This window comes from Vibrio alginolyticus NBRC 15630 = ATCC 17749, assembly GCF_000354175.2.
Classification (GTDB): domain Bacteria; phylum Pseudomonadota; class Gammaproteobacteria; order Enterobacterales; family Vibrionaceae; genus Vibrio; species Vibrio alginolyticus.
This window is the reverse complement of the sequence record NC_022349.1, coordinates 1,670,375-1,695,018: the sequence shown is the minus strand read 5'-3', so window position 1 is coordinate 1,695,018 and position 24,644 is coordinate 1,670,375. Positions and strand designations below refer to the sequence as shown.

Genomic DNA, 24,644 nt, shown 5'->3' with positions numbered 1-24,644 from the left:
CTTTTCAGACAGCGTCGACTCTCATCATAGTGCTCGAAGCGGGCACAAGGTTCAGTTATAAAGACAAGAAGTCTTTAAACTGTTGAAGAACACGTTCCGCAGTGTCCTTATCTTGCATCTCTGCAAAAATTCGTAGCAGTGGCTCAGTGCCAGAGAAGCGGGCGATGATCCAACCGCCGTTTTTGAAGTAGACTTTCGCACCATCTTCATAGCTGACTTTTTCGATTTCAAACTCAAACTCAGGCAACTGCTTTTCAACATAAATCTTGTTGAACAGAACGTCTTTTTGCGCTGGTTTGAACTTACAATCGCCTTCTGCCATGTAGGCATAGCCGTACTTGCCGTAGATTTCATCCAGCAACTCAGACAGCTTCTTGCCGGTTGCTGAAATCATTTCTACCAATAGGCTTGATGCGAATACGCCGTCTTTACCTTTGATGTGGCCGCGAATGGTTAGGCCGCCTGAGCTTTCCCCGCCAATCAGTGAGTCATCCGCTTCCATTTGGGAGCTGATGTGCTTAAAGCCTACAGGAACCTCAAAGCATTTCTCGCCATGATCTTCGGCGACTTTATCGAGAAGGTGGGTGGTTGCGATGTTACGTACCACGGAGCCTTTCCAGCCTTTGTATTCAAGTAGGTAGTAGTAAAGCAGCAGTAGCACTTCATTTGGATGAATGAAGTTACCTTTTTCGTCGATAATACCAAGACGGTCCGCATCGCCATCAGTACCGATGCCAATATCGTAACCTTGCTCTTTCACTAGGTGCATCAAACGGTAGAGTGTTGCAGCGCTTGGCGAAGGCATTAACCCACCGAAATCTGGGTTTTTGCCATCGTTAATCACATCAACGTCACAGCGGCCGTTGATTAATACGGTTTGCAGTGCGTTTTTCGCGACACCAAACATTGGGTCGATCAAAACACGTAAATTCGCCTTCTTGATCGCTCCGATGTCGATAAAGTCGATGATTGAGTCAACGAATTCGTTCATCGGATTGATGATTTCAATCAGCTTATCTTCAACCGCTTGTTCAAAGTCGACGCTTTTTACATCTTGCGCAGTGAGCGCGTCTATTTGTGATTCGATTTTTTGGGTGATGATTTCATCTGCGTCACGACCGCCTTCAATGAAGACTTTAATGCCGTTGTAATCGGCAGGGTTGTGTGATGCGGTAATACATGCCGAGTATGCGCAGCCCATTTCTTTCGCTTTAAACATTACGATAGGTGTTGGGACAAATTTGTCGATAAAGCTGACCACAATGCCGTTTGCTGCTAGAACTTCAGCGAACCAACGACCTGCTTTATCGGAAAGAAAACGACGGTCATAGCCAATCACAAAACCGCGATCAGCAACCGATTCGTTATTCGTGATGTTTGCAACTGCTTGGGCAACCAAGCGTACGTTATCTTTAGTGAACTCCTCACCGATAAATGCACGCCAACCGCCTGTACCAAATTTGATCATGATTCGATCCTCGATAAGAGCGGCATCCCACCGCGTCTTAAATCTTTGCTAGCGAACCGATGCACTTGTAAAACATAAATGCACCGGATAAATCAAAAGGGGAGAAGGACTCCCCTAAAAGATGATTAACCTAGAGTAACGATAACTTCGTTTACTGAACCTTCCGCTTGAACTGGGACAGAGGCACCATTCACTGCTTCACCGTTCACAGTAATCGACTTAACGCCTTTGCTTACTGAGTCTGGGTTAACGACTTTGATGTTGTACGTTGCACCTAGCCATTGACGAGTCACTTCGAAACCAGGCCAGTTCGTTGGGATACATGGATCGATAGTTAGGCCATCGAAGCCTGTACGCACACCAAGGATAAAGTTGGTAACAGCGAAGTAAGCCCAGCCTGACGTACCTGTTAACCATGGGTGGTTTGCACGACCGTGGTCTTGGTGGTCACGACCCATGATGAACTGTACGTATGAGTATGGTTCTGCAATACGTTTTTCGATGATGTCGTTCTGGTTGTATGGGTTTAGCGCATCGTAGAACTTCATTGCACGATCACCACGACCCAGTTTCGCTTCAGCTACCCAAGCCCATGGGTTTGGATGCGAGAATATCGCACCGTTCTCTTTTACGCCTTGGTAAACACGAGTTACGAAGCCGATATCATCATTCGGTGTTGCAAAAGATGGTGAGTTTAGGTGAAGGCCGTATTCAGAGAACAGGTTCTCATCGACAGCGTCCATCGCTTTTTCGCCACGCTCTTGAGATACCGCACCAGAAAGTACCGCAAGTGTGTTTGACTCTAGGTGTACTCGGCCTTCCGCTTGTTGCGCAGTACCGATCTTGTCGCCATTCTTCGTCAGACCACGGATGTACCAACCACCTTCGTCATCCCAAAGGTGGGTTTCACACGCTTCACGAACGTTTGCTGCCATCTCGGTGTATTTTTCAACGTCGGCTTCCTTACCTAGGTATTTCGCTAGGTCGATGAACTCCTGCAGTGCCCAGAAATGTAGGAACGACACCATTGAAGATTCGCCGCCACCTAGGTTCAGACAGTCGTTCCAGTCTGCACGCAGACCTTTACAGATACCGGTTTGACCTACGTATTCAGCCGAGAAGTCTAGCGCGGCTTTCATGTGGTCATAAACCGTTGCATCGCCACCGTCGGCGTAAGGGATCACTTCGTCGAAGAAGCTGTGCTCACCGGTTTCCATCACGTACTTACAGATGGTTGGAACTAGCCATAGATGGTCATCGGAACAAGTGTCTTCGATGCCGTGAATTTTGTCTTCATCAGAAGGTGTTGGAACTACGGTTGGAGATTTAGATGGTTTAACATCCGCTTTTTCTGGATCAAACCAATCTGGATCGAATAGGTGTAGACCGTAGCCCGCTTTTACTTGGCCGCGCAGTAAGTCAACGATACGTTTGCGCGTCATTGCTGGGTTAGCGTGAGGAACTGAGATTGCATCTTGCGCTGTATCGCGGTAACCAAGACCTGTACGACCACCCACTTCGATGAATGAAGCAAAACGAGACCACACCACACACGTTTCTGCTTGGTATAGGGTCCAAGCGTTGATCATGGTATCTAGACCTTCGTTTGGTGATTTCACTTGGAACTTGCCACAACGCTCATCCCAGTGTGCTTTGATACCCGCAAATGCATTGTCGACTTCTGCAAGGTCTTGGTACTTAGCACGTAGACGGTCACCATTGCCTTTACCGATACCTAGAATGTAAGCAAAGCGAACTTCTTCACCCGGCTGGATAGTGAATTGCTTGTGCAGAGAGCCACAATGGTTGTAACAAGTTTGCGCTGTATTGAAACACTTACCTTGTTCTACCGCTAACGGGTTTGCTTCGTCACGGTATAGGCCTAGGAAGCTGTCACGTTGGCCGTCGTATGAATCTGGGTCAAATGTTGAAGCTAGGTAGTAGAAGCCTTCGAAATCGTTGGTGTTGTAGTACAGGTCGTACTCTATCACGCCTTCGTTGTAAGCCGTACCTGCCGAGTACAGAGACATCTGATGGTTTTGGTTATCAGACTGAATGTGGCTGAATGAGAACTCAACAAATGAGAATGCACTGATCGTACGTGGTTTGTCAGAGGTGTTTTTAATCACTACATCCCAGATTTCAGCGTCTTCGCCTTTTGGCACGAACAGAGTTTTTGTTGCGGTAATACCGCTGTATTCACATTTGAACTTAGAGTAAGACAAGCCGTGACGAACTTCGTAGTTTGCTTCATCTAGGCTCTTCGCAACTGGTTGCCAAGAGATTGACCAGTAATCACCTGTCTCATCATCACGCAAGTAAACGTAGTGTCCTGGGCGATCGAATGTCGCATTTGGACGGAATTTAGTAACACGGTTGTATTCTGGAGAGTTGTAGAACGAGTAGCCACCCGCGTTGTGCGAGATAACCGTACAGAACTTCTCAGTACCTAGGTAGTTGGTCCATGGTGCTGGTACGTCAGGGCGAGTGATGACGTATTCGCGATTCTCGTTATCGAAATAGCCGTATTTCATTTGTGTCTTTCCTTTTTACGAAGCTGCATCAGCAGCCAAAATTTAAAAACTCTTCAAGCGTGATGTTTCGACATCAGTTTTGTATTACTTCCACGGTTTACGGTAATTCACTCCCTGCAAATCAAGCAGAGGTAGATGGCCTTTCAAGCGTGATAAATAGTCGGTCCAATCTCGGTGTTGTTTGTCTGTCCAACATGCTTCTGCCATTGCAGTTAAACGAGGGAAGATCATGTAGTCCATGCGAGGTTGGTTATTGATAATTTCGCACCATAATGCTGTTTGAATGCCCCAAATGCGCTTACGTATTGGGTCGTCAGCAGGCACTTCAGCGAGCGGCTCGTAGTTGTAAGCTTTTTCTAGTGGCAGTGGGTTTGCCCAGTCCACGCCCGGTTCTTCAGGTGCGTAGTCTTGGGTCATATCTAGGTAAGTGGTTTGTGCTGGTTGCAGCACCACATCAAAGCCTTGGCGAGCACAGTTCAATGCCGCTTCTTCGCTTAGCCATGAGTAGATCACCGTATCTTTACTGACTTTGTCGCCGTGTTGAGCTTCTTCCCAGCCCAGCATGCGTTTGCCCAATTTACGAAGTTTGTCTTCGGCATAACGCAAGAAGTGTCCTTGCAAATCTTTGTAGTCGCTGTAACCCAGTTGTTCCATTAGTGCTTGGCATGCTGGGCTTTTTGACCATACGCCGTTAGGTACTTCGTCGGCACCAATATGAACGTAAGGCGCAGGAAAAAGCGCAGAGACCTCTTCTAGCACTTTGTCGATAAATTCATAACTCCCCGGCAGAGCAGGGTTAATGACGTTGTCGTTGTAATGCTGAATACTGCGGTATTCGGTGGTATCTTCCGCTTCTACCAATAGGTGTGGTAACGACTTGATGGCGGCTCGGCAATGACCAGGTACATCAATTTCAGGAATGATGGTGATGCCGCGTTGCGATGCAAATTCGATAACGTCTTTGATGTCTTCTTGCGTGTAGAAGCCGCCGTAACGTTCATCAAAGTGCGTGTACTGTGGTTCATTGATCTCATCCAATCCGCGCCAAGCACCAATATCGGTCAGTTGAGGCAGTGATTTGATTTCAATTCGCCAACCCTCATCGTCGGTAAGATGCCAATGGAACGTATTGAACTTGTAATGAGCCAGTTGGTTGATCAAGCGTTTGACTTGCTCAACGGAGTGAAAATGACGAGCACAATCCAGCATCATACCGCGGTAACGAAAACGTGGCCTGTCCTTGATTGAACAACAAACTACTTCCATTGAGTTAGGTTGATCGCCAACTTTGATTAGTTGTAATAACGTTGCACAAGCATGGGTAAAACCAGACGAAGATCCTGCTTCAATTTGGATTGACTCTTCGGCTACTTTCAGTTTGTAAGCGCCTTCATCCAAGGTTGGGTTGCCTTTGAAGATGATCTGACTGCCATTGTCTGATGCGAACTCAAATTGGTGAATGCGCTTAAGCTCTTCAAGTAGCCATTCTTTAGCTGAATTGGCCAGGCTTGAATAGACCGCGACGCCAGCATGATGATCAAAGCTAAAATAGTGATCGCTGACCTCAATATGGTTTGGTTTTGGCAGCAAGGGCTGTGCATGGGTTAAACTTGCCGGAATCTCACTGCGTTCACGGTATGGTGAAGCTAATACGATAGGCGTGACATCCACTTGTGCGCGCTGTGGGTTTCCATCAACGACAAAGTTGATCATCGCTTCGTTAAAGCCATCCGAGTAATAACGGAATGGGTTCGAACCAATACTGAATTCACAGTAATAGTGATGGTTGGCAGCCAGTACCACCCCTTCTGGTTTAAGTGTGCAAAAACTACCAATTTGAGTCAGTTGACCATTTGAAACGCTGTCTGGAAGAATGTAACGATCGAAAGCGAAAGTTAAGCTCCAGCTGTTTAGGTCTTGGTCGCTCAAGTTATGAAAGGTGAGGCCAAAGCGGCAGTTTTGTTTCTGCTCAGAAAGGACTACGAGATCAACACGATATTCCATATCTACTCCTACGCCGCACTGAGCGAGTAAAGGTTATGTTCTGGTTTGCCAGCAAACATAATTGCGCCTTCAATCGCGTCAAACTGTGGCTCAACAATCCATTGCTGAACTGGTGGTGAAAGCCAACGTACAATGCGTTCAGCTATGCTGCCCATTAAACAAATACGTGTTGCGCCGCGCTTGTTTAATGCCACGAGAAACATTTCTATATCCGCTGCGGTTTGCTTCAGCATTTCAATGGCCAGTGCATCGCCTTGTTCCGCATGTTGGAAAATAGCCGGAGAAAACTGCCCATAATCACGAGGAAGCGCCTGTTTTGACCACGCCACCACGTTGTCGACCTCATTTTCGAAATGCGTCATAACGTGTTGTGCTAGGGGCGTTTTTTCTCTGATGCCATCTTCAGCTAACAAAACTTGCTGAACTAGGCGTAGCCCCATCACTGCGCCGCCACCTTGATCCGAAATTGGGAACTCACGACCACCGACAACGTGTTGCTCCAATCCTTTAAGGTAGATGCCACAAGAACCGGTTCCCGCAATCATGATTGCGCCATCTTCGCCATTGTGTGCACCAACGCACGCACCGTAAGCATCGGTATTCAGAGTTATACTGGCAAATGGATGAGGAAGAGACATGAAGGCTTGCCAAGATGCTTTGTGCTCTGCGCCAGCAAGGGCTAAGCCGACGTGCATCGACGCGAAATCTTGTTGTGTTAGACCGCCTTGCTCGGTAGCCGAAGTGATGGATTCAAGAATCGAAGCCATTGCTATTTCAGCACCTAGCATGATGTTGGCACTGCCGCTTTTGGCCTCGCCAAGAAAATTACCTTGTGAATCTTTAATCCTGGCTCGACATGACGTGCCGCCACCATCGATACCAACAAAATACATTCCCATGATTATTCTTCCTTCATATTTTTAGAGGTCGCCAACTGAGAAACATGCTGAGCTTGACTCATTATCGCGAGTAAGTACCAAGCGCCATGCGGGATCCATTGTTCGCCCCAGCGCCAGTTTTGTAACACGTCTTCTTTTTGTGCAGGTGGGTTAAATGCAATGTCTTCCTCGTCTTCAAAGCCGCCAGTGATTCCGTTACACACGCCACCTTTTGCGTTGAAGAAACCATATTGAGGGAGGTAATCAGGGTTGTTACGACCATGGCCATCTAGCATGCACATGTCGTATGGGTTTAAGCCTACAACCCAGTTCAATGCATCTTGAGCAAACACAGAAAGTTGTTGCTGTACTTCTTGCGACGCTATATGCGGTTGAGCAAGGTACGCCATGGTCGCGAGAGAGCCAAGTCGAGCATTCTCGCCTTGCCACCAATAGCCGGATTCATTGTTGTGTGCGACAAAAAATGCCTCGCGTTTTGACTCATTTACGCCTTTAACATATTGGCGAGGGTAACCGAATGGGTTGATCACTTTATTCGATATTGTGATCTCAAACTCACACGCTAGGTTTACGATACGTTTTACCGATTCCGCTCGTGCTGAGTCGTCTTCAATTGATAGATATTCGCATAGGGCAATAACTGGTAGACCTGCTTCGGCTGCGTGAAAATATGGACGGCTGCCGTCTTGGTTTGCTGACCAAAAGTGTTGAATCTGCTCGTCGCTCATTTGGCGTGCAACTAAACGTTGCGCCCACAAACGGCTCTCTTCCAAGTAGCGAGTTTCTTTGGTTGCTTTAAACAGTTCTACACAAGCCAGTAGCGCACAGTATTCGTCGATAATGTTTTCTTCCCCATCATTGAGGTACTGCGTATTGTGCTCTTTTAAGTGCCAGTAACCATTTTCGGCAGCGTTGCGGTATTTTTGTTGATCGTATTCACCGTGAACACTTAAACGCGACGCTGCCGCTAGCGCTGCAATGGCGACACCGCCACCTTGTCGAAAGCCTGCTTGATAGTCGTCAAATTTGTGACCAAGTTGAGTTTCGTACGCGCAAATCTCGCGTTGCGCAGTATCTTTGCTCCACTTGTCAAAGACTGTCATGTAGAAAAAGCCTTTTTCGTTTTGCATACGCACAAGAAAGTCTGCACCGAACAGGGCTTCTTCAATCAGACGTGTACGTGTGAAAGCTGCAATGTCTTCGCTTCCTTCAAGCAATGAAACCCCTTTTAGGATGTTCCAAACCACCATTGGGGTTTGTTGAGGGTTCAAATAATTCGCGTATGAAAGGTGACTTAAATACTTGCTAACATCTCCTGATGCGTCGTACCAGCCGCCGTGTACATCAACCTTTTTATTGGAGTTTAGCACTGGAAGTTGTCGATCTTGTTGATCGAAGATCCCACCGCAACGTTGCGATTTGAAGTAGTGGATCACATCTGACAAAGTTTGATCCAACAGAATGTGTTCGCCAACGATGAAAGAGGAAGATCGCGTATCTTCTACTTGCAAGAAATAGTCGCCTGACGCTGTGAAAGAGGAAAAGTCGATGAGGTAGAAATAGCCCTGATGCCAGTTCGCCACTTTACCTTGTTCTTCAACCGCAAAAGTTGCCACGGTTTGCTCGCTAGTGGCACAAATCAATTGAGCAGTGTAAGAAGACAAGTGTGGTTGTTCGGTCTGGATAATGGCTTTCTTTGGGCCCAGACGTTCATAACCAATGTGGTTAGTCAGTAGCAGCATTCAATGTCTCCGGGAAACGATAAAAACAGGAATGGGCCAGGCTGAACCTGACCCTCGTTATGATTAATCTTCAAATAAGTAACAGCGGACAAAGTGGTTGTCGGACAGTTGAGTGACGCCCGGTAGTCGTTCGCGACATTTGTCGGTAGCGTGTACACAACGTCCAGCAAATGGACAGCCGACAGATTCTGGTGTCCAAAGTGGGATTTCCCCTTTGTTGCCTTTCAGTTTCTCGTGAATAGACTTCGATGGATCTGGAACCGCAGATACCAACAGTTGCGTATATGGGTGTTGAGGGTCGTGAATGATTTCTTCAGTATCGCCCCATTCAACCATGTGACCTACGTACATGACCGCAAGATCTTCAGCAATGTAACGCGCTGTTGCGATGTCGTGAGTGATGTAGAGCAGAGACATTTGTTTCTCGAACTTCATCTCTTCCATCAAGTTCAGAACACCGGCACGGATTGATACATCGAGCATCGATGTTGGCTCATCCGCCAATACCACTTCAGCACCAACTGCGATGTTACGAGCTAGGTTTACACGTTGACGCTGACCGCCAGATAGCTGGTGCGGGAACTTTTGCGCCGTTTCTTTTGGTGGAATAAGACCAACTTGTTCAAGTAGGTCGTACACACGCTCTTCCAGTTCTTTCTTGTTGCCCGGTGCTACTTTCTTATGAATCAGCAGCGGGCGCGCAATATGGTGGAAGATATTGTGCGTTGGGTTTAGCGAGCCAAACGGGTCTTGCCACACCATTTGTACACCTTCACGGTAGGTCATTAAATCGTGACGAGAGGTGATGTCTTGGATATCACGACCTTTGTATTCAATGATGCCATCGGTTGGTGCGTACATTTTTGCAATCATTTTTGCAGTAGTAGACTTACCTGAACCAGATTCACCTACCACTGACAAGCCGCGGCTCTTGTACATTTTGAAAGAGACGTCGTTGATTGCGCGCATCTTAGATTGTTTGATTGAGTTACTGTTTAAAGGGAAGTCCTTAACGACATTTTTACCCTCAATCAGCAGTTCGCCGAATTGTTTGCTCATAATTCTCTCCAGTGTAATTTTTGTTCTTAGCTAGCGTTTTTTTGTTGTTAAACCTTAGCTTGAGCAATGGTGTCGCCGTACAAATGGCAATTTGAGAGGCGACCTGGTTCAATTTGACGTAATTGGGTTGGTACACGTGTACATGCTTCATGTACGCGATCGCAACGAGCTTGGAAGCGGCAGCCCCGTGGTACTTCTAGCAAGTTCAACGGGTTACCTGGAATACCAGTCAATTTGGTCTTTGGTCCAGTTAGTGGAGGGAAAGAGCTACCCAAACCTTTGGTGTAAGGGTGGTAAGGACTTTCCAGAATTTGCTTAGAAGGCGCGACTTCAATCAACTCACCTGAGTACATGATGCCGATACGATCCGAGAACTCGACCATCAATGACAAGTCATGTGTGATGAACAGAATTGAGAAACCAAACTCTTCTTTAAGCGCGTAAATTTTTTGTAGAATTTCACGTTGAACCACTACATCCAATGCGGTAGTCGGTTCGTCCATGATGATCATTTTTGGGTTCAGAGCCAAAGCGATTGCGATTACTAGACGTTGACGCATACCACCAGAGAACTGGTGCGGGTAATCACTCAATCGGCTAGGGTGGATATCAACGATTTCCAGCAGACCTTCAGCGCGTGTTTTTGCTTGAGCGCGAGTCATATTGGTATGACGCATGATGACGTCACAGAACTGCTCTTCCATGGTTAGAACAGGGTTCAAAGCGTTCATCGCACTCTGGAATACCATCGACATTTCACTCCAGCGGAACGCTTGCATGCGATCATCGCTGTACTGAAGGATATCTTCACCGTTGAAGATCACCTCACCACCTGTGATAAACGCGGGCGGCTTATGAAGGCGCATTAGTGAGAAGGCAACAGTGGATTTGCCACAGCCAGATTCACCAGCCAGACCGAATACTTCACCTGGTGCAATGTCGAAGCTCACATTGTTACAGGCGCGGACATCGCCCGCGTCTGTGATGTAGTCTACGCATAGGTTACGGATGGAAATTAGTGGTGCAGTCATGATTATTTATCTCCGCTCCATAGTGCATTTTGTGGTGCCAGTTCAGGCTCACGTTCTTTCTTGTCTTTTGCTGCTAGTTTTTTCCAGCGTTTCATGCCTTTGTGAGAACGAAGTTGAGGGTTCGCAATTTCGTCAACGGCAAAGTTCAACAGAGCAAGACCAGTAACCAGTAGTGTTAGGGCAATACACGGTGCTAGGACTTCCCACCATGCGCCAATCAGCATGGCTGATGAGGTTTGCACGTTGTAAAGCATGATGCCCCAACTGATCGTGTTGGCATCACCCAAACCTAGGAACGAAATGACCGCTTCAGTGTTGATCGCCAGCATTACTGAGCCAATGAAGCTCGCACCGACAATCGGGATAAGGTTTGGTAAAATCTCAACGAAGATGATACGGAATGAAGACTCTCCCAATACTTCGGCAGCTTTAACGAACTCTTTCTCGCGTAGTGCCATAGTTTGAGAGCGGACAACACGTGCACCCCATGCCCAAGAAGTACCAGCGATAATCAAGGCAATGGTGAGTGGGCCTGCTTCACCGATAAAGGCCGCCAGCACGAATAGCAATGGATACTGCGGAATTACTAACATGATGTTCATTGCGGCACTCAATATGTCATCCACTTTACCGCCGAAGTAACCTGCCGATATACCAATGACTGTTGCTAAGAAACACACGATGATGCCAGCACCAAAGCCTACACCCAGTGATACTCGTGCACCGTAAGCCACCTGCGACCAGATATCGCGACCCATTCGGCTAGTACCTAATACGTGGTCGGCCTTTTTAGATATAAGCAGTGTACGACGATCGTCTGCTAGGTTTTTAGCGACCCAACCATCAGGGTTGTTTTGTGCCTGTTTTACAACAAAGCTTGGGTATTCGTGTGGGTTACCGGTTCGCTTGTCTGGCGCATGCTTTGTAAGTAAAGGAGCGGCAATCGCAACGAACACGAACAGCGTAACAATGCCAAGACCAATGCGAGCAAATGCGTTACCTAAAATAAGTTTGAATAGTTCTTTCATGATTATTTGCCTCCCGTACGTAGGCGAGGGTCTAGAATCATGTACAGCATGTCAGCCATTAAGTTGAAGCACAGCATGAACATCGTCATGATAATTAACTGACCTTGAAGTACTTGGTAGTCACGAGCGTGAATTGCGTTCAATAGAACAGTACCTAGGCCTGGGTAGTTGAAAATCATCTCGATGATTAATTGACCTCCAATGGCCATACCTAAAGACATAGACAGTGCGGTAACACTTGGAAGTAGTGCGTTACGTGCGGCGTAATTAAAGACGACGCGGTTTTCACTCAGCCCTTTACCTTTAGCCATCGTGATATAGTCTTCGGCGAGAAGGTTGATCATGTTGTTACGCATGTTAACTAGGAAGCCACCAATTTGAACGATGGTTGCACAGAATAGAGGTAGTACAGCGTGGTAACCCACGTTCTTGATGAACTCCCAGCTTGTCCAATCAGGAATAGTACCTGGCGTGTAAGCATAGCCAGATGGGAACCATTTCAGGCCAATCGCAAAGGTAAACAGCGCTAACATTGCGATAACCATTTGTGGAATAGCTTGAATGATCAATGTGCCAGGCGTTACGAATGCATCGTACTTACTACCGCGCTTCCAGGCGGCAAAAATACCAAGGACAGAAGCGATGGAGAAAGAAAGTACAACCGCAGTACCAGCTAGAAATAGTGACCAGCCAAATGCACTACCTAGTAAAGAATTAACTGAAAGTGGGTAGAACTGGATTGAGGTGCCCAATTCCCAACTTAGAATGTTTTTAATGTACGAGAAGTACTGAATGTAAATTGGCCCATCAACGAAACCGAGCAGTTCTTTCATTGCTGCGATTCGTTCTGGAGTCACCTGTACTGAAGCATTAGCAAACATCATGGTAACTGGGTCACCAGGCATTGCTCGCGGAATAATAAAGTTTAACGTCGCTGCAACTAAGAGCGCGACAAGATAGAACGACAAACGTCTTAAAAAATAACCCATAACTCACACCTTACTCACCCAGATTTTTCCCTGTTTCTGGTTTCAGGTCGCTCCTAGCGAAATTTAGAGCGAAAAATCCCCTGACGACGAGCGCCACATATTGGTTTCGTTAACAAGGGATTTTTATAGGCGGCACACGGGATGTATGCCGCTTGAAATGAACTTCTACTTATTTAACTGGTTTTAGGTCCAGTACGTGAAGTAGACGCTCTGGGATACCTGCCCAAATGTTTGGACGGCCCTTAGGGTTTTCTTCGTTCCACCAACCAGTGAAGCGAGTTGTGTTGTATTGGTACATGTACGCGCCAGATAGCACAGGAATAGTTACTTGGTCCTGAGCAATGATCTTCTGAATGCCATGAGCGATCTCTAGCTGTTCTTGCTTATCTGCTGTCTTGTAGAAGCTGTTAAGAAGACCGTCTAGCTTATCGTTCTTGTAGAAGTGCATTGCAAAGCGAGGCATGCCGTCACCAGCTTGTAGCTTCGAGTTGTAGCCACTATCCCAGTACAAGTGTGGATCTGCACCGTGGAAGTAGTTGGTGTAAGCAACGTCGTAAGTACCTTCTAGCATTGCTTGGTTGTATACCGAGAAGTCCGGTGTACGAGCACGAGCTTTAATGCCCACTTCTGCTAGTTGCTCAACGGCTAGTTGTACTGTGTTGTTGAAGTCAGTCCAACCGTTTGGTGATTGAATTAGAAGCTCGAAAGACTTGCCAGATGGTGTATCCACAAAGCCATCTTTGTTTACATCTTTGAAGCCAGCTTTAGCTAGAAGCTTTTTCGCACCTTCCGCGTTGTATGTGTTGTAGCCTTTGTACTTGTTGTGCGTCTCTTCATCAGACCAAGCTTCGAATGCGTAGCCAAGGCCAGATGCGAAGTCGTTCACTGTACCGCCGCCGTAGAAAGCGATATCAATGATAGTTTGACGGTCTAGCGCCATAGAGAACGCACGACGGAAGTCAACGTTAGTTAGTGCTTCGTTTTTCGCAGCGTCTGGGTTTTTGAAGTTCACTACAAATGCTTGAGTACCCGCTGGTGGGTACCAGTAGTGGTGATTCGGACTTGCTGCAGCGTACGTACGGTCGATGTCTGGTACGAATGAAGACGTCCAGTCCATTTCGCCGTTAACGATTTTGCCCAAGAATTGGTCGTTGTTCGCGATTTGTGGCACACGCAGACAATCTACATCTAGGTTGTCAGCATCCCAATAATTCGGGTTCTCACACTGGATATATAGCTGCGGTGTGAAAGTGTCGATTTCAGTAAATGGACCACTGCCTACTGGATTTTCGTTTGTGAATGTTGCTGGATCTTTTACTTTGCTCCATACGTGCTTAGGTACGACTGGTACTTTCGCAATTTCGTAAGGAACGTTTGAGTTTGCTTCGCTTAGACGGAATTTAACTTGGTAGTCGTTAACTTTTTCTACGCCAGTCACCCAAGAGTTGATACCAGATTGGTCTAGCTCTGGCTTCTCTTTAACTAGGTTGAAAGAATAAACAACATCATCAGCGGTAAACGCTTTGCCATCAGACCATTTTACGCCCTTACGGATATCGAAGGTTACGCTCATCAGGTCATCAGCCATGGTAAAGTTTTCTGCTAGACGAAATACAGGCGTGTTACCGTGCATTTCGTTAAAAACAACGAGCGGCTCGTAAATAAAGTCGGTTGTTGTGTGCAGGTTAGTTGCACCCAAGAAAGGGTTAAAGTTACGAACGAAAGTTGTAAACTCTTTAGGGTGGATAGTCAGTTCACTGCGTTCAGCCGCAGTAGCTACCGATGCAAAACCTGTAGTAGCCGTTGCAATAATTGCTGTTGCTAGTGCTGTTTTTTTAATATTGGCAAGCATAGCTGTTCCTTACTATTTGCTTTCATTTCACTAAATGGAATTGAATGTCATCAATTGATAAACACTCTCTAAGACCTACCTCTTGTACATGCCTTACTCATTACAACATTGAGTTTCGCCAAGAGTGGCCTGTAGGCCTTAGGCAGGAGTAAGAAAACACCTTATCCATAAAATAATCAAACTTGATTCCCGTTAAAAACGTTAAAATCTCTGAGCTCTCCGTTATAAACGTTATTTTGGCTAATTTTAACCAGCATTGGGCCAAAAAATAAACGTTGATATGCGTCGCAGTTTATATCCTTGTTAATAATAAGTGTTGGTGATTACTAACCTGCTGGTCCTTTTTAAATATACGTTTCCTGCTTGTTTTCTAGGTTCGGAGATCTCGCTCACATGCAGAAATGGTGTTAATTAATCAGCTAAAAATTAATCTGCCGTTCTGTTGTGATTAAGTTCGCAATCTCTATCAATAGTTCGTCAAAATCCGCTTGTTATCTGAAAAATGGCCTTTTTTATCGACAGTTTTCTTCCGTTTGTTGTCCTTTTTTTATTATATGAATGAAGTTTTTTCGGTTGCTCGAACTTACCTAGTTAAGACAAGTTAAATGGATAAGGTCGTACGTTTTGAAGACCAACAATAGATAGCGTTGTCTAACCAAATGTTCGTTATTGGAAATATGGTAATGGGGTAGGAAGAGGCGGTCTCTTTTATCTCTAGGAAGGGAATACTCGAATAACAAAAAAGCCCAGCATGCACGCTGGGCTAGTTTTTTTGATAAATATTAGCTGGTCAATAGTCGCTGTAATTTATCTCGTTGTGCTTCTATGTATGCTCTCTCGGGGCTCTGTTCTTTGCAGTGTTCGAGAATGAACTCTATCGAGCTTAGCACCGTTCTCCAACGTGGTGTTTTGGGTAATGTTTCTATACGCATGTATTTATCTAAGGTGCGTGTTTGTAAAGTACTTCGGTCTAGATAAACGCGCCACAAGCCACTTTGCTCTGCAAATGCGAACTTACTTTCACCCGTTACAGATTCCCAATACTCTAAAGCATGTGTCATTGCGTCTACTAGAACTTCTCGCATAAGTTCTTGCTTGTCTTTTTTATTACCGAGCGCTTTGTCTGCAAGGCGCGTAAATTCTCCGCCAAGCTCTTTTAGCTTTTGCAATTGGTCTTTGTCACCATCAAATGCATAACTTGAAAGCACTTCTACGGCGGTTTCTAGATTATGTATGCGAGCGGCACTGGCTCCACCGCCGACATTAAAGATGTACATGATATCTAACCCTGAACCTTCAGGGAGCTTAAGAATGTCTGCTTCGATGTTCTGACGAATATCTTCAATATAGATATCAATCTTGCCACAGTAATGAGGTTGTTTGACGGTCAGATATTTAGGGGCAATCAGCTCATCAGCAGATGAGCGCTTTAGCTGTTCTAAGCTGCGCTTGAATAGCTTACAAGCAGCTTCGTTAGCAAAGCGAATACGCTTGTCTTCACGTAGACAGATGATAGCTTCAGGAGCCGATTCTAGCTGTTCCAACAAACGACCTTGAGTCTCAAGTAAGCTTGCTTCAACGACTGCACGCTGTCTAAGTTCAGACTCTAGCACTTTGTTTTCCATATGGCGCATTTCTGCTTTACTTGCCGTTAAATGCGCTTGGATACGTGCCGCCAACTCTTGTTTATTAAATGGTTTCGATAAATAGTCGTTGGCTCCTGCCTCAAAACCTCTTACACGATCTTCTGTTTGACTGAGTGCGGTGAGCATAATGATTGGCAACTCGGCATGATCATAGGTTTCACGTAGTTCACTACAAACTTGGTAGCCGCTCATGCCTGGCATCATGATATCCAATAACAGAAGTTCCGGCTTCTCTTGCTCGACGAGCGCTAACGTTTCTGGCCCATCGGAGACGGTACGCACACGATAGCCCTCTAAACGTAAAAAGCTTTCAAGCACGCGTAAGTTTACTGGTTCATCGTCAGCAACATACAGTAACGGGCCGTCTGGGTTCTCTGGAAGTGATAAGTCTTCACTGTTCTCTACATTAACTTCAGGAATTTGGAAGTGCCCGTGCGCAGCTAGAGTCTGAGTTGCTTGGATTTCTTCTTCACTGGCGAGCGGTAAAGTGAAACTGAAGGTAGTTCCGACCATTGGTTGGCTACTGACGTATAACGAGCCTCCCATTAATTCGATCAATTGACGGCTAATGGAGAGCCCAAGTCCTGCACCTTGACGATAACGGCTCGCGTCTTGCCCTGCTTGGATGAGTGGTTCAAAAATATGTTCAAGTTGTTCTGCGGGAATTCCTTGTCCAGTATCCACGACTTGTACGCGTACATGATCATCTACCACATTAGCGGAGATAACAATTTTACCTTCTGAGGTGTATTTAATCGCATTGCCAATCAGGTTATATAGCACTTGTTCAAGGCGTTGCGGGTCAGCTGACACTGCTTTTAAATCCGCTGGGACTTGGTTGATGATGCGGATGGTTTTACTTCCAAGTAAATGGCTAGAAAGCTCTAAAACCAATCGTGTTGCACTGCCCAAACTCACTGCTGATTTCTGGATATCCATGCTTCCATAACGCATTTTATGATAATCCAACAAGTCATCGACTAGATTAGCGAGACGCTGACCACTTTTAATGATGATATCAAGCTGATATTTCTGGCTAGCGGGGATCGCGCCATTGGCGCCGGACGCTAAGGTTTCAGCAATCCCGACCATGCCGTGTAACGGTGTACGAAGTTCATGAGAAGTCGTGGCTAAGAATTCATCTTTTAATTTATCGGCCAATTGCAGTTCTTCATTCTGTTTTTGAATGATCTGTATGTTGCTTTCTAGTTCTTCATTTTGCTTCTTAATGGTTTGAATCTTCTCTCGAATAGAGCGTTGCATTCGTTCAAAGCTTAACGCAAGCCGACCAATTTCATCTTTACGAACCGTATTAAAAGACGTGTCATCAAGATCACCTGCAGAGACCTTTTCGGCAACCCAAGTCAATTTCAGCAACGGAGAAGTGATAAAGTTTGATAAATAGTGAGAAGCGATCACCACAAGGATAATGGCGATCAACATAGCGATAACGAATAGTTTTTCGAGTTGATGGATACGAGCGAAAGCTTCGTTTTCTGGTAACTGTACGACGAGCGCCCAAATCACACCACGAGTTTCAATCGGTGCATAAGCCGCGATGATCTCTTCACCTAAACCGTTTGTGTAAGTGCCGACACCAAATGCACCAGAGAGTGCTTTATCGATCACTTCTAAACTGTTCTTAATATCGTCTTGTTTCGTGTTAATTGTGCGAGGTTGGTGATCATTTCCAACCAGCAAGGTGTTAATTGATGACTCTCGGTTGGCGTCTGCGGCTAACTTAGTGATGCCATTATTTGGCAAGCGGAACATGGCATAGCTGTGTAGATAACCTTGCTGAACAATTGGTGCACCTAGCCAAGCGACTGATTTCCCCCCTTCCAGCTCGAAGTCAGACACAATCACAGGAGTGTAGTCTTCGTTTACTTTTCGACGTTCAGTCACATCATCGGCGAGACGCTTGAAAGTTTTGCCAAGTGCCGAGTCTTTGTAGGGGCCTGATAACAAGTTCGTTCCGTAGTTATCGTCTTTGTTGATCGAGTAGGTGACGTTACCATTGATGTCGACCAGCAAAATGTCATTAAAATCAGAGCGCTTGAGGAGCTCTAAGTAGGCCCAATGATAGCGTTTATGTAAAAGCCGGTAACGTTCACTTCCTACATAGTTGGATGACTCGGGTAACGTTGAGGTTTTGATTTGGTCTCCGCTGCCCTCGATGTAGCGCTGTTGGGCGTTTTTACGAGACTCTTCAATATCATTGCCTAAACGACTAAAAGCATTGACGAGACCGTAGAATCGGCCACCACTGGCGTAAGCCAACTCTGAGCGCACAAAGCCCATGACTTCGGTTTCTCGTGCCTCAAAGTAGTCGATGATTTGCTGCTGTTTTGTATCTCGAACAGACAGTAAGTGCGAGGTGCTTTGTTCTTGCAGATCTTTACTGTGGGACTGCAAGAAAAAGATCGCAGTAATGGTAAGAGGTGTGATACTGAGCACCAGAAATGCGGTCATCAGTGTACTCTGAAGGCGCTTAAATTTCTGTTTTTTGTAGAATTTAAACATGGATAAGATTACAACTCATAATGGGCAGTTCTAAAACATACTTCGCTGCCGAGGTTCTCGTTAAAAACGGATAAGATGTTCAACTAGATAGAATTAACAAAATTAACGAGTTTTTTTCTTTGACAAGAAAGTTAGTTGTAAAGCGTGCAGGGTGACGCAGTTTTTCTTATGAGTGTTGAATTTATGAGAAAAAATCGCGCAGGTTTGTGCCCGCGCGGGGGGAAGTTATGATTTTTTCGCGTAGTAGATAGAAAATTTATTGGTCTTATTTAGCGTCTCGCAATTATTAAACGCCCGCTCGATAATTGGTGGGTATTTTAAGAAACTATTCGCGACAATCACCATTTCGCCGTCTTTGGTTAAATATTGTGGTGCCTGACCCAACAAGGTTTCCGCTGCGTTGTAATTTGTGTCTAGACCACTGTGGAATGGCGGGTTGCTGACGATAAAGCGGTAGTCTTTTGCGGTATCCGAGTATATATCTGATGCAAATACGCGTCCGGATAAACCATTCGCTTCTAATGTGGCTTGGCTAGAAGTGATCGCATAAGCATTAATGTCACACATCTCAATCGCGATCTCTGGATTCGCTTTCGCCATAAACGCACCGAGTACACCTGCACCACAACCAAAGTCGAGCACTTTGCCCGACAGCTTAGGTAAGGTTTCAAGCAGCAATCGGCTACCTAAGTCGAACTCGCCATGGCTGAATACGCCAGGTAGGCTCTTAACCGCTAGCGACTGCTCACCGAGTGTAACAGTGTAAGACTTAAACCAATCTGCTTGGTTGAAAGGTTTTGGTTCATTGAGGCAATTACCCCAGTAAAATGAGCAGCGACGAGCAGAGTCGTACTTGTTCACAGGGCCGTATTCTTGGAACATCTTCTCGATGCTCTTGATGCCGGAGCGGTTTTCACCAACGATGACGATTTCGGTGTTAATGCCCAGTTTCGCCATCAACATCGCCAGCAAGTATTCTGCTTCGGCTTTTGCTTTTGGCCAGTATAAAAGGACCATGTCTGCTTTTGTTTCAACATCAAACACAGAGCCAAAATGACTTTTCACTTTGTCAGAGGTTTGAATTTGGCGGTAGTAGCTATAGTTGGAAGTAAACACTTCAACAGACTCACAATGAGCTACTAACTCAAGAGGAAATAGGTCTTCAACTTCACCCGCGACTAAAACGTGTTTTCCGTTGAAGTATTCAAGTTGGCGCTGAGCTATTTGGCTAGGAGCGATATAAGCAGACATAAATTTGGTTCATCAGAAATAATTTGGGGCAGATTTTCGCACAATCTGCCCCAAGCTTGAAGTGATTAAGCGGTGACTAGCTGTTGTCTTGTTGGTTAAGGAAGTCTTTGAATTCTTCCTCGTAGATATTAAACAGTACCATGGTCACGGCAAAAATAAGTGGGCCGTAGATAAGACCAATCAAACCAAACAGATGCAGACCACCCAGTAATGAGAAGAAAATCATAAGGGTATTCATGCCGGCGCTGCCTTGCATTAGCAACGGGCGCAATAGGTTATCTATAGAGCCAACGACAACTACACTCCACACCGTCAAAAAGATAGCCCAAGTCATATCGCCTGTTAAGAACAAGTACGCTGCTGCAGGAATCCAGATTAGCGCGGTTCCTACCACTGGAATGAATGATGCAAAGCCCATCATCGTTCCCCAAAATAGCCCAGGGAAGCCGGCGAGCCACATACCGATGCCGCCAGCCAAACCTTGAGCAATCGCCGTCATGAATGAGCCCATTACGGCTGATTTAGAAACTTGCTCTATCTCTGTCAATATTCGGTCTTCTTGGCTACGTGAAAGTGGCAGAATATGACGAATCGCAGAGATAATTTTGTCGTGGTCACGAAGCAGAAAAAACAACACAAACAGCATTAGGAAGAAGTTCATTAGGAAGTTGGTTGCGTCTCCTAAAATCTTTGCGCTAATAGCAACTAAGTTAGAGCCAAACGATGTGGCAAATTGCCCAATTTTCTCAGCGATGGCTTTGGGCTCGATTTTATCAAAAGGTAAGTACTCATTAACAATCGCTAAGCCTTTGATAACGAAAGGATGTTGGAATATATCTTGGATACCACCATTGGTAACCCAATTATATGTATTTTGTGAGAAAACAGAGCCTTGCTGAACAATGGCGGCAAACACAAATAAAAGCGGGATAACAATAATAAACGTCAAAACGACACATGACAGCAGTGCCGCCATATTGGGGTGCTTGGGAATTTTCTGCTCAAACCATTCGTGTATCGGAAACATGAGCAAAGAAATGATAAAAGCCATCACAATTGAGTTGATATATGGCTCAACCAATAAGTAGCAAGCAAAAGCAGCGGCGAGTAAAGCAACCATTAGTACTCGGTGACTCGACGTTATTTTTACATTATTTGGCATGGTATTAGTCCAACTTACAGGTGACGTTTACGGTTTATGCCTTCAATGATGGCGTGTAACCTTTATTACTTTGCACTCTTAACTCTTTCAAGCTTATGACAATGCCGAATTAGAGCAGGGCGATGTACCTTGCTATAATGACTACAAATCAGTCGGTTATCAATCAAGAGATGAGCTATGGGTTGTTGCAACGGTGATAAAAAGTGTCAAACCGAGAAAAAAGCTAAGCGAATACCGTGGTTTGGCATTGTCGTTGGGGTATTAGCGATATTGGTTATTTTGAATTGGCAATAAAAAAGGACCGTTACGGTCCTTTTCTAAATGCGTTATCGCCGTTTTTAGCGATTACTTCGCTTCTTCTGCAAGAACAGCAAAACAGCGGTCAGCAGCTTCTAGTGTGGCATCAATCTCTTTTGAACCATGAGCGAGTGAAGTAAAGCTCGCTTCAAACGCAGATGGCGCAAGGTAGACACCGTGTTTTAGCATTAAGTGGAAGAAACGCTTGAAGCGTTCTACATCGCACTTCGTTACGTCTTCGTAGCAAGTTACTTTTTCTTGGTCAGTGAAGAAGAAGCCGAACATACCGCCCACTTGGTTAACAACTAGCGGAATACCGTGTTTTTCTGCTAGAGACTTAAAACCTTCAGCAAGTTGTTTCGTTTTAGAAGCTAGGCGCTTTTCGTTGCCCTCTTCTTTTAGAAGGTTCAAACATGCGTAGCCTGCTGCCATTGCGACAGGGTTACCGGAAAGGGTACCAGCTTGGTAAACTGGGCCTGTAGGTGCAACGTATTGCATCACTTCTTTACGGCCACCGAAAGCACCTACTGGCATACCGCCACCAATCACTTTACCCAGTGTCGTTAGGTCGGGTTTGATGTTGTAGTGTGCTTGCGCGCCGCCTAGAGCAACACGGAAGCCTGTCATTACTTCATCAAAAATTAGTAGCGCGCCTTCTTGATCACAGATGTCACGTAGCCCTTCGTGGAAGCCTTCCACTGGTGGAATACAGTTCATGTTGCCTGCTACTGGCTCAACGATGATACAAGCAATTTCGCCTTTGTTAGCAGCAAATAGCTCGCGTACAGAATCTAGGTCGTTGAATGTTGCTGTTAGCGTGTGCTTAGCAAAATCTGCAGGAACGCCAGGAGAGCTTGGTTGGCCTAGAGTTAGTGCACCAGAACCTGCTTTTACTAGCAAGCTGTCAGCATGGCCGTGGTAACAACCTTCAAATTTCATGATCTTGTCGCGACCGGTGAAGCCACGTGCAAGGCGAATCGCGCTCATCGTAGCTTCAGTACCAGAACTTACCATGCGGATTTGCTCCATTGATGGAACAAGCTCAGAAACTAATTCTGCCATCGCGATTTCAAGTTCTGTTGGCGCACCGAAGCTAAGACCGCGTTGCGCTGCATCAATTACTGCTTCGCGGATAACTGCGTGGTTGTGGCCAAGAATCATTGGACCCCAAGAGCCAACGTAATCAATATACGCTTTACCATCGGCATCAAAAATCAGTGGACCGTCTGCTCGTTCGATAAATAGCGGAGAGCCGCCAACGCCGTTGAATGCACGAACTGGTGAATTGACACCGCCAGGGATGGTTTGCTGAGCTTTTTGATACAGCTCTGATGATTTGGTCATGGGGTTATCCTCTTTTGATTGCTCGGACCAAGTGGAGCGCATTGTACCTAGCTATAATCAAGTTAGAAACGTTTTGCTTAATTTATGTGTTGTTTCGCAGTGTAATCTTATATATCCGCATCTGTTATAAAGAATCGGCGGCGAATACTTGAACGAGTTTGTCAGGTATTGGATAATCGTCTCAATTAGCACAAATTTGACGTCTTGCTTCAGGCTTGACGCATTACACGAGTGAGAGAGGTCTTCGTGAGCGAAGTAAACGTACCATTATCTTTTTCTGACGCAGCAGCATCTCGCGTTAAAGCATTGATTGCTGAAGAAGAAAACCCAGCATTGAAACTGCGCGTATACATTACTGGCGGCGGCTGCAGCGGCTTCCAATACGGCTTTACTTTTGATGAAAATGTAAACGAAGGCGATACGACAATCGTAAACAGTGGTGTAACACTGGTTGTAGACCCTATGAGTCTGCAATATCTCGTTGGCGGTATTGTTGACTACACAGAAGGGTTGGAAGGAGCGCGCTTCTTCGTAAATAATCCAAATGCAACGACAACATGTGGTTGTGGTGCATCGTTCAGTGTGTAATTAACACCTAACAGGCAGCTAATGGCTGCCTGTGCTTTATGTAGAAGGATGTCACGTAAAGCGCACACTCGCAGATATGCAGAGAAATAATAAAAAGGACTTTATATGTCTGGACTTTCTTTTGGACGCCGAATTGTCGAGCGCCCTTGGCTAGTATCTCTTATCCTCGTCTTACTTCTTGTTGCATGGCTAACCATCGGCCAACTCAAAGCACAAGATGATCATCCTAACTCTTCAACATCCACGAACACAACACCACTTGCAAAGGTGATGTTTGATACTTTTCTTGCCGAACCTACCAGTAAAACCATTGAATTGTATGGACGAACAGCGCCCAATCGTCAAGCGCGTCTTGGCGCCGAAGTTGCCGGTAAAATAGTCAGTCTTAACATAAAGAAAGGCCAAGCGGTCAAACAGGGACAAGTGATCGCAAACATCGATAAGCGCGACCTTGGCATTCAACTTAAACGGGCCCAGGCGATGCTGTTGGTTAAAGAGAAAGAGTTTAATGCAGCTAAATCGCTAAAAAGTCGTGGACTGCAAGGTGAGGTTGCATTTGCGACAGCGCAAGCAGCGTTGGTAGATGCACGTGCGAATTTGAGTAACGTGCAAACGGCTTTAAGAAATACTGAGGTTAAAGCGCCATTTGATGGCATCGTAGATCACCACTTTGTTGAGTTAGGTGATTTTGTCGGGATTGGCGATCCTATTGCGACGGTCATTGATTTGGATACTTTAGTGATTGAAGCCGATGTCAGTGAACGGCATATACAATACCTTAAGGAAGGCCTAGAAGCCGACGTAAGAACCATTAACCAACAGCATCATCAAGGTCGTGTGCGCTACATTGGACGTGTTTCTTCTGCTTCTACTAATACATTTCCAATTGAAATCGAAATTGATAATCAAGACGCAAGAATTCCTGCCGGTATGAGCGCAGAAGTACAGCTGCCTTTGAGTGAAGTGTTGGCAGTAAAGATTACGGCTGCCATGTTAGCACTAGATGAAGAAGGTAACTTAGGTGTCAAGACACTGCGTAATGAGTATGTTGAGTTTGTTCCAATTCAACTCGTTAAGGCCGAGGATGATGGTGTGTGGCTCTCTGGGTTAGGAGAGCGTGCAGACATTATCGTACTGGGACAAGGTTTTGTGCGAGATGGTGATCAAGTACTGGCCAATAAAGTTGATGACGTAGTTGTTGAAGCGGCTAGTGAGCAGTAAGGAGCA

Annotated in this window: 16 protein-coding genes; 2 read left to right on the top strand and 14 right to left on the bottom strand. The window is 45.7% G+C overall.

Annotated features, from left to right (window positions below; translation table 11 throughout):
- Nucleotides 1-55: 55 nt before the first annotated feature.
- From N646_RS07630 to hemL, 14 genes are all read right to left on the bottom strand, one after another.
- Nucleotides 56-1,468, bottom strand: a complete 1,413-nt coding sequence (locus tag N646_RS07630; protein ID WP_017820406.1) for a phosphoglucomutase/phosphomannomutase family protein — start codon at nucleotides 1,466-1,468, stop codon at nucleotides 56-58.
- 125 nt (nucleotides 1,469-1,593) lie between these two features.
- A complete protein-coding gene (locus N646_RS07625) occupies nucleotides 1,594-4,002 on the bottom strand; it encodes a GH36-type glycosyl hydrolase domain-containing protein (RefSeq protein WP_017820407.1) in 2,409 nt (802 codons plus the stop codon).
- 84 nt (nucleotides 4,003-4,086) lie between these two features.
- Entirely contained in the window at nucleotides 4,087-6,006 is a 1,920-nt protein-coding gene (locus N646_RS07620) for a beta-N-acetylhexosaminidase (protein ID WP_017820408.1), read from the bottom strand.
- Between the two features lie 8 nt (nucleotides 6,007-6,014).
- Nucleotides 6,015-6,905, bottom strand: a complete 891-nt coding sequence (locus N646_RS07615) for an N-acetylglucosamine kinase (protein WP_017820409.1) — start codon at nucleotides 6,903-6,905, stop codon at nucleotides 6,015-6,017.
- 2 nt (nucleotides 6,906-6,907) lie between these two features.
- Nucleotides 6,908-8,647: a glycoside hydrolase family 9 protein gene (locus tag N646_RS07610; RefSeq protein WP_017820410.1), complete on the bottom strand. Its 1,740-nt coding sequence runs from the start codon at nucleotides 8,645-8,647 to the stop codon at nucleotides 6,908-6,910.
- Nucleotides 8,648-8,710: 63 nt separating this feature from the next.
- A complete protein-coding gene (locus N646_RS07605) occupies nucleotides 8,711-9,706 on the bottom strand; it encodes an ABC transporter ATP-binding protein (protein WP_005380041.1) in 996 nt (331 codons plus the stop codon).
- A 47-nt stretch (nucleotides 9,707-9,753) separates the two neighbouring features.
- Complete coding sequence (locus N646_RS07600) at nucleotides 9,754-10,737, bottom strand: ABC transporter ATP-binding protein (RefSeq protein WP_005380040.1); 984 nt, start codon at nucleotides 10,735-10,737, stop codon at nucleotides 9,754-9,756.
- 2 nt (nucleotides 10,738-10,739) lie between these two features.
- Nucleotides 10,740-11,765, bottom strand: a complete 1,026-nt coding sequence (locus N646_RS07595; protein ID WP_017820411.1) for an ABC transporter permease — start codon at nucleotides 11,763-11,765, stop codon at nucleotides 10,740-10,742.
- Nucleotides 11,766-11,767: 2 nt separating this feature from the next.
- Complete coding sequence (locus N646_RS07590) at nucleotides 11,768-12,754, bottom strand: ABC transporter permease (protein WP_005380038.1); 987 nt, start codon at nucleotides 12,752-12,754, stop codon at nucleotides 11,768-11,770.
- Between the two features lie 169 nt (nucleotides 12,755-12,923).
- Nucleotides 12,924-14,606: an ABC transporter substrate-binding protein gene (locus N646_RS07585; RefSeq protein ID WP_005380037.1), complete on the bottom strand. Its 1,683-nt coding sequence runs from the start codon at nucleotides 14,604-14,606 to the stop codon at nucleotides 12,924-12,926.
- 782 nt (nucleotides 14,607-15,388) lie between these two features.
- Nucleotides 15,389-18,775 (bottom strand): hybrid sensor histidine kinase/response regulator, encoded by a 3,387-nt coding sequence (locus N646_RS07580; RefSeq protein ID WP_005380036.1) that lies wholly within the window; start codon nucleotides 18,773-18,775, stop codon nucleotides 15,389-15,391.
- 225 nt (nucleotides 18,776-19,000) lie between these two features.
- Nucleotides 19,001-20,026, bottom strand: a complete 1,026-nt coding sequence (rsmC, locus tag N646_RS07575) for a 16S rRNA (guanine(1207)-N(2))-methyltransferase RsmC (protein WP_017820412.1) — start codon at nucleotides 20,024-20,026, stop codon at nucleotides 19,001-19,003.
- Nucleotides 20,027-20,102: 76 nt separating this feature from the next.
- Nucleotides 20,103-21,188 carry an AI-2E family transporter gene (locus N646_RS07570; protein WP_005386541.1) on the bottom strand — a complete coding sequence of 362 codons (1,086 nt, stop codon included), beginning with the start codon at nucleotides 21,186-21,188 and terminating at the stop codon, nucleotides 20,103-20,105.
- A 345-nt stretch (nucleotides 21,189-21,533) separates the two neighbouring features.
- Complete coding sequence (gene hemL, locus N646_RS07565) at nucleotides 21,534-22,829, bottom strand: glutamate-1-semialdehyde 2,1-aminomutase (protein ID WP_017820414.1); 1,296 nt, start codon at nucleotides 22,827-22,829, stop codon at nucleotides 21,534-21,536.
- Between the two features lie 246 nt (nucleotides 22,830-23,075).
- On the opposite strand from hemL, the gene erpA reads away from it, so the two are divergent.
- Nucleotides 23,076-23,417 carry an iron-sulfur cluster insertion protein ErpA gene (erpA, locus tag N646_RS07560; protein ID WP_005380031.1) on the top strand — a complete coding sequence of 114 codons (342 nt, stop codon included), beginning with the start codon at nucleotides 23,076-23,078 and terminating at the stop codon, nucleotides 23,415-23,417.
- A 105-nt stretch (nucleotides 23,418-23,522) separates the two neighbouring features.
- Nucleotides 23,523-24,638 (top strand): efflux RND transporter periplasmic adaptor subunit, encoded by a 1,116-nt coding sequence (locus tag N646_RS07555; protein WP_005386537.1) that lies wholly within the window; start codon nucleotides 23,523-23,525, stop codon nucleotides 24,636-24,638.
- Nucleotides 24,639-24,644 lie beyond the last annotated feature (6 nt).

Bases quoted from the DNA above. Each gene is read 5' to 3' on its own strand.
- hemL (WP_017820414.1), bottom strand. From the start codon at position 22,829: ATGACCAAATCATCAGAGCTGTATCAAAAAGCTCAGCAAACCATCCCT.
- N646_RS07630 (WP_017820406.1), bottom strand. From the start codon at position 1,468: ATGATCAAATTTGGTACAGGCGGTTGGCGTGCATTTATCGGTGAGGAG.
- N646_RS07620 (WP_017820408.1), bottom strand. From the start codon at position 6,006: ATGGAATATCGTGTTGATCTCGTAGTCCTTTCTGAGCAGAAACAAAAC.
- N646_RS07570 (WP_005386541.1), bottom strand. From the start codon at position 21,188: ATGCCAAATAATGTAAAAATAACGTCGAGTCACCGAGTACTAATGGTT.
- N646_RS07555 (WP_005386537.1), top strand. From the start codon at position 23,523: ATGTCTGGACTTTCTTTTGGACGCCGAATTGTCGAGCGCCCTTGGCTA.
- N646_RS07625 (WP_017820407.1), bottom strand. From the start codon at position 4,002: ATGAAATACGGCTATTTCGATAACGAGAATCGCGAATACGTCATCACT.
- N646_RS07595 (WP_017820411.1), bottom strand. From the start codon at position 11,765: ATGAAAGAACTATTCAAACTTATTTTAGGTAACGCATTTGCTCGCATT.
- N646_RS07580 (WP_005380036.1), bottom strand. From the start codon at position 18,775: ATGTTTAAATTCTACAAAAAACAGAAATTTAAGCGCCTTCAGAGTACA.
- N646_RS07585 (WP_005380037.1), bottom strand. From the start codon at position 14,606: ATGCTTGCCAATATTAAAAAAACAGCACTAGCAACAGCAATTATTGCA.
- N646_RS07610 (WP_017820410.1), bottom strand. From the start codon at position 8,647: ATGCTGCTACTGACTAACCACATTGGTTATGAACGTCTGGGCCCAAAG.
- N646_RS07600 (WP_005380040.1), bottom strand. From the start codon at position 10,737: ATGACTGCACCACTAATTTCCATCCGTAACCTATGCGTAGACTACATC.
- rsmC (WP_017820412.1), bottom strand. From the start codon at position 20,026: ATGTCTGCTTATATCGCTCCTAGCCAAATAGCTCAGCGCCAACTTGAA.
- N646_RS07615 (WP_017820409.1), bottom strand. From the start codon at position 6,905: ATGGGAATGTATTTTGTTGGTATCGATGGTGGCGGCACGTCATGTCGA.
- N646_RS07605 (WP_005380041.1), bottom strand. From the start codon at position 9,706: ATGAGCAAACAATTCGGCGAACTGCTGATTGAGGGTAAAAATGTCGTT.
- N646_RS07590 (WP_005380038.1), bottom strand. From the start codon at position 12,754: ATGGGTTATTTTTTAAGACGTTTGTCGTTCTATCTTGTCGCGCTCTTA.